The organism is Pseudocolwellia sp. AS88 (genome assembly GCF_030551755.1).
Classification (GTDB): domain Bacteria; phylum Pseudomonadota; class Gammaproteobacteria; order Enterobacterales; family Alteromonadaceae; genus Pseudocolwellia.
In genome coordinates, this window is sequence record NZ_JAUPEC010000029.1 from 22,276 (window position 1) to 36,346 (window position 14,071).

General features: G+C 33.8%; 10 protein-coding genes. 5 read left to right on the forward strand and 5 right to left on the reverse strand.

Translation table 11 applies throughout. The annotated features are described in order from the left end of the window. The first annotated feature begins 96 nt into the window (after positions 1-96). From lgt to Q5N69_RS16335, 3 genes are all read left to right on the forward strand, one after another. A complete protein-coding gene (gene lgt, locus Q5N69_RS16325) occupies positions 97-903 on the forward strand; it encodes a prolipoprotein diacylglyceryl transferase (protein ID WP_304370150.1) in 807 nt (268 codons plus the stop codon). A 6-nt stretch (positions 904-909) separates the two neighbouring features. Then, positions 910-1,695 carry a ribonuclease H family protein gene (locus Q5N69_RS16330; protein WP_304370151.1) on the forward strand — a complete coding sequence of 262 codons (786 nt, stop codon included), beginning with the start codon at positions 910-912 and terminating at the stop codon, positions 1,693-1,695. A gap of 160 nt (positions 1,696-1,855) precedes the next feature. Then, the gene (locus tag Q5N69_RS16335; RefSeq protein ID WP_304370152.1) at positions 1,856-2,701 is read left to right on the forward strand and encodes an HDOD domain-containing protein; all 846 of its coding nucleotides are present in this window, start codon (positions 1,856-1,858) and stop codon (positions 2,699-2,701) included. A 152-nt stretch (positions 2,702-2,853) separates the two neighbouring features. Here the strand turns inward: Q5N69_RS16335 and Q5N69_RS16340 are convergent, their stop codons facing one another. Next, complete coding sequence (locus Q5N69_RS16340; protein ID WP_304370153.1) at positions 2,854-3,261, reverse strand: YacL family protein; 408 nt, start codon at positions 3,259-3,261, stop codon at positions 2,854-2,856. 123 nt (positions 3,262-3,384) lie between these two features. Between Q5N69_RS16340 and Q5N69_RS16345 the strand changes: the two genes are divergently transcribed. After that, on the forward strand, positions 3,385-4,116 hold the full coding sequence (locus Q5N69_RS16345; RefSeq protein ID WP_304370154.1) for a hypothetical protein: 732 nt from the start codon (positions 3,385-3,387) through the stop codon (positions 4,114-4,116). 355 nt (positions 4,117-4,471) lie between these two features. Next, complete coding sequence (locus Q5N69_RS16350) at positions 4,472-7,270, forward strand: bifunctional aconitate hydratase 2/2-methylisocitrate dehydratase (protein WP_304370155.1); 2,799 nt, start codon at positions 4,472-4,474, stop codon at positions 7,268-7,270. A 418-nt stretch (positions 7,271-7,688) separates the two neighbouring features. On the opposite strand, the gene Q5N69_RS16355 is transcribed toward Q5N69_RS16350, so the two are convergent. The 4 genes from Q5N69_RS16355 to Q5N69_RS16370 all read right to left on the reverse strand — a co-directional run bounded on the left by Q5N69_RS16355 (position 7,689) and on the right by Q5N69_RS16370 (position 13,968). Continuing rightward, on the reverse strand, positions 7,689-8,045 hold the full coding sequence (locus Q5N69_RS16355) for a hypothetical protein (protein WP_304370156.1): 357 nt from the start codon (positions 8,043-8,045) through the stop codon (positions 7,689-7,691). Between the two features lie 152 nt (positions 8,046-8,197). Then, a complete protein-coding gene (pepN, locus tag Q5N69_RS16360; RefSeq protein WP_304370157.1) occupies positions 8,198-10,852 on the reverse strand; it encodes an aminopeptidase N in 2,655 nt (884 codons plus the stop codon). Positions 10,853-11,263: 411 nt separating this feature from the next. After that, positions 11,264-11,704, reverse strand: a complete 441-nt coding sequence (locus Q5N69_RS16365; protein WP_304370175.1) for a YHS domain-containing (seleno)protein — start codon at positions 11,702-11,704, stop codon at positions 11,264-11,266. 317 nt (positions 11,705-12,021) lie between these two features. Continuing rightward, a complete protein-coding gene (locus Q5N69_RS16370; RefSeq protein WP_304370158.1) occupies positions 12,022-13,968 on the reverse strand; it encodes a S9 family peptidase in 1,947 nt (648 codons plus the stop codon). Between the last annotated feature and the right edge of the window lie 103 nt (positions 13,969-14,071).

A 14,071-nucleotide genomic window follows, 5' to 3' on the forward strand; every position in this document is an offset into this window, starting at 1 on the left:
TAATCTGTGTCTTCAAATTTATGATGGCACTATCTCCTTTCTTTGATGAAACTAACTTAATTTCATCTGCATTAATTCTCTTAGTAGGAACTCTCTTTGGAACATTTAATTTGGAATATTGATCCGGTATTAATTTCTTTCGGTGCAATAAAAATTCATTGGTATGGCGTATTATTTTCTGCAGCTATCCTTTCTGGTTTACAAGTTATGAAATGGATTTATAAAACAGAAAACATAGAGCTAGGAACGTTAGATACACTTTTAGGTTATGTTGTTGTGGGAATAATAGTAGGTGCTAGATTGGGCCACTGTTTTTTTTACGACCCAAGTTATTACTTCGCAAACCCTATGAAGATATTAGCCATATGGGAAGGTGGACTCGCCAGCCATGGTGGTGGATTAGGCGTTATTCTCGCCATTGGTTTATATGTTAAAAAATACAAAGTCAGTTACTTATGGATTTTAGATAGACTAGCAATAGGCACCGCGTTATTTGGTGTATTTGTTCGTTTTGCAAATTTTATTAATTCAGAAATACTCGGCGTACAAACCAATGTCCCTTGGGCTGTAGTATTCGCTAGAGTAGATAATGTTCCACGACATCCTGCACAGCTTTATGAAGCTTTTGCTTATTTATTTATATTTATTATTCTAATCGGTTTATATAAAAAGTTTAAAAGTAAATCTCCTAACGGATTATTACTAGGTATATTTTTGATCTTGGCCTTTACTGCTAGATTTCTAATTGAGTCTGTAAAACAAAAACAAGCAGCTTATTCCTCAGAATTTATTTTAAATACAGGACAAATGTTAAGTATCCCATTTTTCATTGCTGGGATTGTATTAGTTATTTTAGCGCTGAAGCAGCTTAAGCAACCCTCAACCATTTCAAATAAGAAGTAGAAAACAATGAGTAAAAAACATTACGTTATTTGGAAAGGAAAAAAAACTGGGGTTTTTGATACTTGGAGTACAGTGCAATCATTAGTTGCAGGTATGAATAATGCTCAATACATGGGGTTTGCTTCTAAAGCTGAGGCCGAAGCTGCTTATAAAGAAACTTATACTAAAGCCCTGATGAAGCGCTCTTTAGCGAAAGCCCCTAATTCAAGCTCAAAACCTGCAACAGCTTCTAAATCAACATCAGTTAAAAGCACAAAAACATCTCTTAATTTTGCTGATTACAATATATATTGTGATGGAGCTTGTTCACCAAACCCGGGGAAATCAGGCTCAGGTATTGCGATATATGAAAAAGAGCAAGTTAAAGAGTTATGGTATGGCTTATATGACAAACATGGCACTAACAACACAGCTGAGTTACATGCCCTGCATGAAGCATTAAAACTCGCAGCTTCATATATTCAGCAAAACCACTCAGTACAAATACTATCTGATTCAAAGTACTCAATTGATTGTATTACTAAATGGGCAAAAGGCTGGAAAAACAAAGGTTGGACGAGAGGAAAAGGAGAAGAAATAAAAAATTTAGACGTTATAAAAGATTGTTATGCGCTCCATGAAAAATTAAAACAAAACCTGACAATTTCTCATGTAAAAGGCCATGCAAATATTGAAGGTAATGAGCTTTCTGATAGAATGGCGGTTTTGGCTAGAACTCAAGCTGAAAAAGGTTTTGTGAAGTACTCTCAAGCTATTGATATACATTCAATCCTTGCGATGGCGTCAGGGTAAACCTAGAACAAACTATAGGATAAAAACCAACTATACCTACAATGACTAATGAGTTGTTGAAAAGAAGATAAAACTAAGGGATAGTTGTTGTTATACAAAGGAATAAATAACGCCATGTTTTATATGGATTGTAACTTATCTAATAATAATTAAAGAATTTATGTTGCATATTGATCAAAATGTAATTGAAGATATTGAGCGTGGTTTTTCTGTACCTGCGCAACCTAAATTACTTCAAAAGCTACAAGATTTGGTTACCAAAGAAGAGCCTGAATTAAATCTTATAGCTAAAACAATTTCACAAGATGTTGCTATTTCATCCACAGTTCTAAAAACTATAAACTCGCCTGTTTATGGTTTAGCAAGAACGGTTTCTGACATCCCTAAAGCTGTTCGTTACATTGGTTTAGAAGGTATAATCACCTTAGTTACCTGTAGCTTAATCAAACAAACCTTCAAACAAAAAGATTGTTCTATTGCTTTAAACGAATTTTGGTCAAATTCAACGAGTATAGCGAATGTTTGTGTTCAAATTGGCAATACACTTAAACAAGCCATTTCAAAAGACATTTTATTCTCATTAGGCTTATTTCATGATTGTGGTGTGCCAATTATGGCAATGAAGCACTCTGACTATCATAAAACCTTTGCTCGTGCGTTAAAGTTTCCGAATATTCCTATCACAACAATTGAAGATACAACTTATAAAGCTAATCATGCGACCATTGGATATTATGTTTCAAGCTCTTGGCGATTACCTAAAGAAATTTGTCAATTAATTTTAGCTCATCATGAAAGAGACTTTATTGATAACCCTTTTAGCCGTATTCAAAAATTCTACTTTGCTATTTTAAAAATGGCTGAAAATATTGTTCATCAAAAAAGGTATAACAAAGATACGCCTGACTGGAGGTTTTTAAAGGATAAAGTTCTTAATTTGTTAGTATTAACTGAAGTAGAATACATCGAGATATTAAATAGTGCCGATGAAAATATCCAAAGTTGATAATAACTAAAGATTAGTAATATAAAGCCAAGTTTGTTATTGCCATTAACAACAAACCACCTACTTTGATACCTGTCTCATACCTGTCTCATACCTGTAACTAAGCGAGAAAACCAAGCATAACAGTCTAGTTCAAGTTCAATCTACTTCGATTATTTAATAAAATTTGACCACTTAACAAGTAGCTCTTTAAAATCTTCGATACCGCATTCTGCAGAACTATCAAAGTCAGTATTTAAACCTTGTTCAATCTCTACATTTTCTAAATTATGTTCTATTTGTTCAAAGTTTGCATTTGAGATAATACTGACTGAATCTTCACTAAAAATAAGCGTGTATTCCACACCATTTACAACAACGTCTTTCGTTTGTCGTTCTTTAAGGTTATCAATAACCTTAATTAACTCTAATAATTTAGTCGTGTTTTTACCAATCTCGACTTCTAGCCATGGCCCCATTATTTCATGTTCCATTGAAAACCTAGCCGTTGCTGATCCTGTTAATGAATCATGAATAAATTCGTATTCCATATCTTCGCTATAATTAAATGTACTATTCATTAATTATATCAAACATAAACTATCTCTACCCTGTGAATGCATTAATTAATACTAAAAAACTCAATGGAACTTATTAATAAATCCCCTATCTAACTTTTAAATTTGGTGATGTAAGTTTTTATGGTGAGTAATTTAACAAGGAAGGAATTATTCATATCAGTATTTATTCATACTGTTATTATCCTGTGCTTATTTTATCAATACTTAAATAAATCTCCTCAACTTATTATTAAAAACAAAGTTAAAACAATCCCTATAGAAAGCTACTTATACTTTATTCCTAAGCCAACTCAAATAAGTGAAATTCAAGATTCACCAGACCCTATACTATCGTTAGAAGGTTCCTCTCTTGCCAAAGAAGCCAAATTAATTGCAAAAAGATCTAAATCTATTGAAAAAAACACTGTGATAAAAACGAATCAACACAAAGCTACAAACCTACCAATATCAAATAACAATCAAGTCACATCTATTAAACCTGACAATCAACTAATCTCTAAAAAGGCAGTAACAAAACAAAATTTAAATGATCAAATAAAAAACATTCACAAATATATTCCTACTGAAAATAAACCAATTAATTATAGTTCGCAGATTAAGAGCATATTCAACCCAACACCTGTTCTTGTGCCAAAATCAACAACAATATCTTCTGCGCAAATGGAATATAGAAAACAACAACGAATAACAAACTACGGTAAAGATATGAAAATAACAAAGGACGACGAAGATAACTGCACAATAACGCAAGATTTAACCGCTGTAGGTATTGAAGGCGTTACTGCCACTCAATATTTTAAATGTGGTGGAAAAACTAAATCGGAAAAGAATTTTTCTCGGCATATGAAAGCCTAGATGGAACGTCATAAGTAAATGGGCAGGTGAAATGATATTTTATAACAAACGATAAACCATGATTACAATGACTGACAATGCTCATTCATGAGCAGAGAGGTTTAACCAGAAGGATAAGCATTGCTTAAATGCAATGTGTTACCTAAACTAAATTGTTTTTAAATGTCTCTACAGAACACAAGGTTACTACCAAAGACATATAACTATAGTTTCTACAAGGTATAACCATTATGAATAGTGTTTATTTTATCAAATGATTCATAGTAGATAAAAAATCAGGTAAAATAGACGCAAAAAATTTGTCCTAGCTAATTATAATATTATTAGCGCCTTATAGCTAAAGAGAGAGTATCACATGAGCCTGTATTTAGAGTATATAGAAGAAATTAACAATCGAAAGAATGAGCTAGGATTAGCACCTAAGCCAATTGATAATGCTGAATTATTAGCGGAAATTATTGAGCAAATCAAAGATAAAGATCACGAACATCGTGAAGATTCTTTAAACTTTTTCATCTATAACACTTTACCAGGCACAACCAGTGCTGCTGGTGAAAAAGCGGCCTTTTTGAAAAAAATCATTTTAGGCGAAGAAACTGTAGCAGAAATTACTCCTGAATTTGCTTACGAATTACTATCTCACATGAAAGGTGGTGCATCTATCGGTGTACTACTTGACCTAGCATTAAGTGATGATGTTGCATTATCAACTCCTGCTACAGCTGTATTAAAAACTCAAGTATTCTTATACGACGCAGATACATCTCGCCTTGAAGCAGCTTACAAAGCAGGTAACACTGTTGCTAAAGATATTTTAGAAAGCTATGCAAACGCTGAATTCTTTACCAAATTACCAGATATTGAAGAAAAAATTGAAGTTGTAACTTATATTGCTGGTGAAGGTGATATCTCAACTGACTTACTTTCTCCTGGTAACCAAGCACATTCACGTGCAGACCGTGAGTTACACGGTAAATGTATGATCTCTCCAGAAGCTCAAGAAGAGATTCAAGCTCTACAAGCTAAGCACCCTAACGCAAAAGTAATGCTTATTGCTGAAAAAGGTACTATGGGTGTTGGTTCTTCACGTATGTCTGGCGTGAATAACGTTGCACTTTGGGCTGGTAAACAAGCAAGCCCATACGTTCCATTTATTAACATTGCTCCTGTAGTTGCAGGTACAAATGGTATTTCTCCAATTTTCTTAACAACAGTTGATGTAACTGGTGGTATTGGTCTTGATCTTAAAAACTGGGTTAAGAAAGTAGATGCAGATGGCAATACTGTTGTTGATGAGAATGGCGATGCTGTATTAGAAGAAGCATACTCAGTTGCTACTGGCACTGTATTAACAATTGATACTAAAGCTAAAAAGTTATTAAATGGTGATAAAGAGCTAGTAGACATTTCTTCAGCTTTTACTCCACAAAAAGTTGAATTCATGAAAGCTGGTGGTTCTTACGCTGTTGTATTTGGTAAGAAGCTACAAACATTTGCATCTGAAGCTTTAGGCGTACCAACTAAACTTGTTTATGCTGCTTCAAAAGAAATTTCACATGAAGGTCAAGGACTTACTGCTGTTGAGAAAATTTTCAACAGAAATGCAGTAGGTGTTCTTTCTGAAACTGATCTGCACGCGGGTTCTGATGTTCGCGTTAGAGTAAACATTGTAGGTTCGCAAGATACTACGGGTCCTATGACATGCCAAGAGCTAGAAGCTATGGCTGCTTCTACTATTTCTCCGTTAGTTGACGGTGCTTATCAGTCTGGTTGTCATACTGCATCAGTATGGGACAGCAAAGCTAAAGCAAACATTCCTAAACTAATGAGCTTTATGAACAAGTTCGGTCTAATTACAGCGCGTGACCCTAAAGGTGTTTACCATGCAATGACTGATGTTATTCATAAAGTATTGAATGATATTACTGTAGATGATCGCGCTATCATCATCGGTGGTGACTCTCATACTCGTATGTCTAAAGGTGTAGCATTTGGTGCCGACTCAGGTACTGTTGCTGTTGCTCTTGCTACAGGTGAATCGGCTATGCCAATTCCAGAGTCAGTAAAAGTAACATTTAAAGGCACTATGCAAGGTCATATGGATTTCCGTGATGTTGTACATGCAACGCAAGCACAAATGCTTAAGCAATTTGGCGGAGAAAACGTATTCCAAGGTCGTATAATCGAAGTACATATTGGTACTTTATTAGCTGACCAAGCATTCACATTTACCGATTGGTCTGCAGAAATGAAAGCTAAAGCTTCAATCTGTATTTCAAACGATGAAACTTTAATTCAATCAATTGAGCTTGCTAAGAGCCGTATCCAAATCATGATTGATAAAGGTATGGAAAATGAAGCTGGCACGCTTAACGGATTAATCGCATTAGCTGACAAACGTATTGAAGAAGTTAAATCAGGTACAAACCCAGCATTAGCACCAGATGATAATGCTAAATACTACGCAGAAGTTGTTATTGATTTAGATGTTATCGATCAACCAATGGTTGCTGACCCTGATGTAAACAACGAAGATGCGTCTAAGCGTTATACTCATGATGTTATTCGCCCTGTTTCATACTACGATGGTAAACATGTAGATTTAGCATTTGTTGGCTCTTGTATGGTTCACAAAGGTGATATGCAAATCATCGCTCAAATGTTACGTAATATTGAAAAGCAAAACGGCAAAGTAGAATTTAAAGCGCCATTAGTTGTAGCTCCACCAACGTACAACATTGTTGATGAACTTAAAGCTGAAGGCGATTGGGACATCTTACGTAAGTACTCTGGCTTCGAATTTGATGATGCAAACCCTAAAGGTGCTGCACGTACTAAGTACGAAAACATCATGTATCTTGAACGCCCAGGTTGTAACTTATGTATGGGTAACCAAGAGAAAGCTGAACCAGGTGATACAGTTTTAGCAACATCAACTCGCTTATTCCAAGGTCGTGTTGTAGCTGATACTGCAGAGAAGAAAGGTGAATCATTACTTGGTTCAACACCTTTAGTTGTTCTTTCATCTGTATTGGGTCGCTTCCCTACAATCGAAGAATATAAAGCAGCTGTTGAAGGTATCGATTTAACTCGATTTGCTCCTCCAACAGAAGAAATGACTACTAAGTACGCTGTACCAATTAAAGTAGTTTAATGTTGAAACGTATGCTTAATTAAGAGTACGTTATAAAATAAAGGGTTAATATTTGCTAAAATGAGATAAAACTCAATTAGCTACAATATTAACCCTTTTTTATTTTTAGAAATAAGCCTAAGAAAAGTATACAAAAAGAGACTTTTCAAAGTAGTAAGTCCTGAAATCCCCTCTCTCCCATAACTTTACAATGACTTAAGCTAAGAAACTAAAGCGACTATTTTCAGATAAAATGATTTCAAAGGTTAGTGTGATTATTAATTGGGAAGGTACTTGCCTTTAGTGGTGATAAAAGCGATATTATATCGTTTAAAAATAAACTCACATAGTTCACTAAGATTAGTAAATAACAACACTACAAAGCTATTTAGGAAGGTCTAAGTGCTATTATTTACTTTGCGTTAACAGAGTTTTATTTTTATTGAGCTACTACAGGCGCACATTCAATATTTGCTTGTAAAGATGCAGGAATGAAACTTGTGATATAACGCTCATCGTTGTAACTCTCTACACCATCTAATACTTCAATTTTGTAACCATAACTTTTGCAAAGCTTAAATGACTGACGTACTAAAAAAGTGGCAAGCGTTGAAAAGCGTGTTTTACTGGTAGAGCGAATAGTTAAACTATATACGTTATCGCTTTTTTTGTGCTGTTCAAATTGAATATTATGATCAAAATCCCATATCGTGCCATCCACTACACTTGGCTTATTATCGAATAATTGAGCACAACCAGAAATAAAAAAAACTAGAATAATCAATACTGCTTTCATATTTATCTCCTATAAAAAAGCTCATTGCATGCTTAATAATACACTATTCAACAAGTGAATGAATGTAATAGTTAAGAAACACAATGAGCTGTAATCCTAAACATCAATAAAAGAAAAGTACTTACAACGTACTTTTCCTTCTGTTAATACATTTATTGAATATTCATTTTCTTTTTGATCATGACACAGCGTTCGTCACTTTGAAGCGCTGTTAATAATGAACGTTTAGTACCTGCCGACATTTCTGTAAACTTATTCGCAGCTTGTTGTAAACGTTGAACACTTTCTACTGTACAGTTTGTAGGAATTAAGTAGCGTCCATAGCTTCTCATAAAGGTGTGATCATTCGCTGCATCAATTGCTACTAAGCTATTAATACGTTCTTCAGCAGTAAGTTCAGCTAAATCACCTTGATCCGATGTATATAACACTGTCATAGCTGAACGTAACTTTGAAAATGGCATGTCGGTGTTACTGTCTTGAATTTTAGCTAACCAACTCGCTTTAGTTACTTTATTCGGAACAATAACTTCAGCCTGAATAGCAGATTTCAACCCAGTATCAGAACTGTCACTCTCTAACTCTTTAGCAATTATATTTTCAGCATTAGCATATTGGAATCGACTTAACTGTTTAATAATATCCCAACGTAAATCTTGGTTAATCACTAAACCATCTATTACCTTATTACCCGTTAATAGATTATGTAAATTATCTAAACTGTCCTGTGTGCTGGTTACAGTAATATAAGCGTCAAACCATCTACGCATATTGTTACCAGAATTATGTACTGTGCCATTCCAAGCAAGTTGCTCAAGTTTTAATGCCATACTTTTTACATAAGTATGATTAGCACCGTATATTTTATTAAGGTAAGACTTACTTAATTCAAGCTGACCAATAACTTGGCCTAAAATAGTATAGTCTTGCTCTTCTGAAATATTTTTTAAAGCAACATCTAAGTAGCTATTCAGAGCAAGTTGACCATCGCGAACGCTATCCCAAAGACTTTGCCATAACATAGAGCGTAATAATGGGTCAGCTACTTTATTTACATGTTCTTTAGCTGTTTCAAAAGACTTACCATCAAGTTGTACTTTTACAAATCCCCAATCTTCATAGTTTGGATAAACTAAATCAGGACATTGCACACCATTCAATTCAGTAACTGGTGTTGTTTTACCATTATAAATGTAAGGTAATGACTTCACTTTATTAAGTTTGTTACCTTCAACATTGAAAAGTGCTAACTGAATTTTTTGCTCACGTAATGTTTGTGTTGCGTCATCAGGCGATTGGTTAATTTCGAAATGAGTAATCACATCATTAGCACATTCAAAACTAACATTAATGCTATTCACACCTGCATTGTATAACCACTGATCTTTCCAAGTATCTAAACTACGGTTACTCGCTTTAGCTAAACTTGCAATAAAATCATCTAAAACAGCGTTTTTATAAGCATTCTCACTTAGGTACTGGTGAATACCTTTTTGAAAGGTTTCTTTACCTAACAAGAAGCGTAGCTGGTTTAAAGCCGAAGCTCCTTTTGAATACGTAATTGCATCAATGTTATCAAATGCATTCGCTGATGAAGGAATAGGAACTTCGATAGGATGAGTTGTTACACTTTGGTCAGCACGGTAAGCCGCTTGTTTACCACCGGCATAAAATGTTCTCCATGCTTCAGTAAATTCTGTTGCTTCAGCAGTAGCTAAAGTAGCCATAAACGCAGCAAAACTTTCATTTAACCAAAGTCCATTCCACCATTTCATGGTTACTAAATTACCAAACCATTGGTGTGCCATTTCATGCATAATTACATTAGCAAGTCGCTCACGTTTACTTTTACTCATCTCACCATTAGTTAAGAAACTTCCTTCAGCAAAAGTAATTGCAGCAGCATTTTCCATAGCACCATATAAAAAGTCAGGTACTAATACTTGGTCGTATTTAGTGAATGGGTAATCAACACCGTAATAGCTTTCAAAAAATGTAATACCCTGAGTTGTATATTTAAACCAATCACTTGGTTTTACTTGGTCAGCAACAGACTGACGTACAAATAAACGTAAAGGATATTTAGCATTATTATCTTCCCATACTTTATATGGACCAGCATGAAGAGAAAAATTATAAGGGCTTAGTTTAGGCGTTTCTGCAAAATACCAAGTTTTCATTTGACCTTTTTTCTCAACACGACTTTCTTTCATCGCAGTGATAACAGACCAATCTGCAGGAGCAGATACTGACATAGTGTAAGTAGCTTTAAGATCTGGCTGATCAAACAAGGCAAACATTTGTTGAGCAGCTGCAGGTTCAAAGTGAGAATATAAATAAACTTTATTATCTACTGGATCTTGAAAACGGTGTAAGCCTTCGCCATCGGTGCTGTGCTCACGAGTGAAGCTAACACTTACTGAGTTATCTCCTTCTACCAATGCACTTGCTGGTAAGGTAATAAACCATTGGTTATATTCTGGTTTTACCGTTTTACCGTTAACAAGTAATTGAGTAATTTGTGCATCATTTAAATCAACCGTTAACGGGATTTGAGCATTATCTAAATGAAAATTAATGTGTGAGGTAGCAGAAAAAGCGCTGTTTTCTGATAAAGAGAACTCTAAATTGTAATTAACATTAGAAACTCGAGCTGAACGCATAAAGGCTTGCTCTTGAGACAAATAAGCATTTTCAGCTCTTTGTTGAACACTTGATGCGCTCTCATCTTTTGAGTTACCACTTAACTGACATGCAGATAGTAACAAAATAAAAAACGAGGAAACCACGGGACGAAACAGATTCATTCATAAATCCTTATAAAATATGTTTATTTAATTTTTGATGCTTAACTATCTTAATAAAACGACATAACTCTAATCGACTTTATTTATAAATAGCGTACAAATATTCACCCCTTAATAACCAATTCCATTGCACACAAATTAAAATAAATACAATATATTAATAATTACATTTATTAAGATATAGCTTAAGTACTTAGTGATTAAACATGTGGAATGAACAATTAATAAGAGGAATTGTTGTAAGATAAAATTTTATCTTGGGTCTGTTAGATTTTTCACGACTAAATATTTTATCGATCTAATTCAACAGACACAGTAACTTAAGTATATCTTAGAAACCAAAAAGACACCTAAAAAGGTGCCTTTAAATAATAATAAAAATTGTAAACATACGTTAACAGAGAAAATTAATTACTCTTTACTAAAGCTTTTTACATTAGTTTCTATAGGATAATAATAATCCGCATCTTTGATCATAGTTAACTTATCTTTTAACCATTTTTCATTAACACTTTTACTATAGTTCAAATAGAGTTTATTTTCATGAATATGAAAAGCATCTGGATCTATTCTAACTGTATTACCTTCATCAGCCATTGCATAAGCACACCAGCCGCCATATTGAGGCGCATACTTTTCAGGATCTGCTTCAAACAAAGCTTTATTTTCTTTATTATCAAAGTACCAATAAGCATCACGCCATTTAACTTTAAAGGCTTTATCACCTTCTACAGCTCTATTTTGAGTAAAGTATGCAACGGTATCATAACCATCAATAGCAATACTATTGAAACGACCAGTATTTACGGCATCATCAACTGCGAAAGCAGATAAACTAAAAAACATCATCATAAAGGTAGCTAATTGAGCTGACTTTTTAACTAAAAACATCTTCATTTCCTTAAAAATAAATAACTACTTATAAGATAGGTTATAAAGGATTTTTCTTTCATAGGTTAATAAATTTATTAAAGTCCTAATGAAACGCCTACTCTCCACATTAAGGCCAAAAATGAAAAAAGCACCTAAATAGGTGCTTTGAAATAGTGTCCGCTAACTAAGACCAATTTTTGGTAAGAAAACTTTTTATATTCGTTTCAAACGGTTAATGATAATTAGCTTCTTTGATACAGCAATCTTTATCTTTAAGCCACTTACTTTGAACGATTCTAATCTAAATGCTCTTCTAAGAATTCACCTATTTTTTTAAATGCATCTAATCTATTACCTGGCTCATCTAAATAATGTGTTCCGTATTTATACTCGGTGTATTCCACATCAACGCCTGCTTTCTTAGCTTTATCATAAAAGTTGGAAGATTGATCTAACCTAACTTGTGTATCATAAGTACCATGCAGAAGTAGAATCGGCGCTTTTATTTTATCAAGATGATTAATTGCAGATACACTTGCTAATTCTTTGGCTACTTCACTCTTTGAAGGATCGCCAATCTCGTTAATAACATGAGCACGTAAACTGCCTTCCCATCGATAATCATCTTCCGCCAACTCAAGTAAATCACTTACGCCGGCAACACTTACAATACATTTAAATGTATTTGGTTTTTGGAAAGATGCCGTTAGTGCCACATAACCACCATAACTATAACCTGCTAAACAAGCATTATCAGTGTTAACCAATTTTTGAGCTTTTAACCAATCAAATGCATCATATACATCTTCTTGCATTAATTTACCCCACTCGCGGAAACCTGATACTTCAAAGTCAGAACCAAAGCCACCTGAGCCACGATAATTCATTTGTAAAACAGCATAACCTTTACTTATAAAAAATTGAACAAAGGTATCAAAATATTGATAATCTCGAACACCGATTGGGCCACCGTGAGGCCATACAACTACAGGTGTTTTTTCAGGGCTAGCATTATGTGGTAAGGTCAAGTAACCAGAAAGCTCTGTTCCATCTTTTGCTTTATAGTTATAAGGAGTTACATTAGGGAAATTCTTTTTTTCTAGATAAGGGTATTGTGTAAACCAAATCCCTGCTTTTTTAACATTTAAATCCATCCATAAAAATTTACTTGGGCTGTTATCACTGGCAGCTAAAATAAGCATTCTTTGTTTGTTTTGACTAAGGCTATAAATACTTGTCTCAAAGTTTTTAAATGTATTTTTAACTAATGTTGCAATATTATTATCAGCATCTTCTATGTAGTGACTTCTGCGGAAGTTATCAAAATAATAAACACCTAAAACTCTATCTCGATCAGCGGAGTATATAACACCTTCAATATCATACTTATCATGACTATAAATAATACTATCGAATTCGCCTTTTTCTATATCATATTGCCATAAAGAAGCTCTACGAGTTTCTCTATCACTAATAACCAATAATTTATTATCTTGTACAATAATAGGTCTGAAGGTTTCACCTTGATATGCTTTTTTCTTATGTAATAGGCTCCATTCAGATGATGCATCTTTTCGATACCAAATGGTTCTTACATCACGTTCAACTTTATCTGTTCCATAACCAAAAACAACAACACCTTCACTGTTTACAACCCAAGAATGAACATTATATGTATTAGCAAATAGCTTCTCTAAACTACCGTCGTTAACATTAAATTTAAAAACAGCGTGATCTTTATCACGTTTATCATATAACTGAACTAAAATATGTTCTTTATCATTTTTAAGTAGCGAAACTAAACTAACATCTCCTGCTGCAATTTTTTCCCAATTATTTAGCTCTCTTTTCCCACGCTGTTTAATCTCACGTAAATTCTGACCATCGATATCTATAGCAAATAAACGTGTCATTCTAAAATAACGATCAACTATCCTTTCAGAATAACTTGCAGAAACTAATACACGCTTTTCATTTATCCAATAAACATCATCGATTCTGTCTTTAGCTTTTTTTAGCTTAACGAGAGTTGAAATCTCTTGCCCACCAAAGTCACTCAAGACCACACTAGGACCATCATCAGTATTAAAAATAGCAACGATCTTATTACCATCAGGTGAAACTGATGGCTTTTCAAACATAGGTAAAACACCAAAATCTTTATAGGAAAGCGCTGATTGCGCAGAGAAACTACTAAAAGCAATACTGTAGATAGCGATTGCTATGATGAACAAACTCTTCATTAATACATCCTTGTCGATATAAATATATAAAATAATATTTTGACGAATAAAAAACAAAAAGCCAATATAAATATTGGCTTTTAAACTAATAATTAATTTTTTG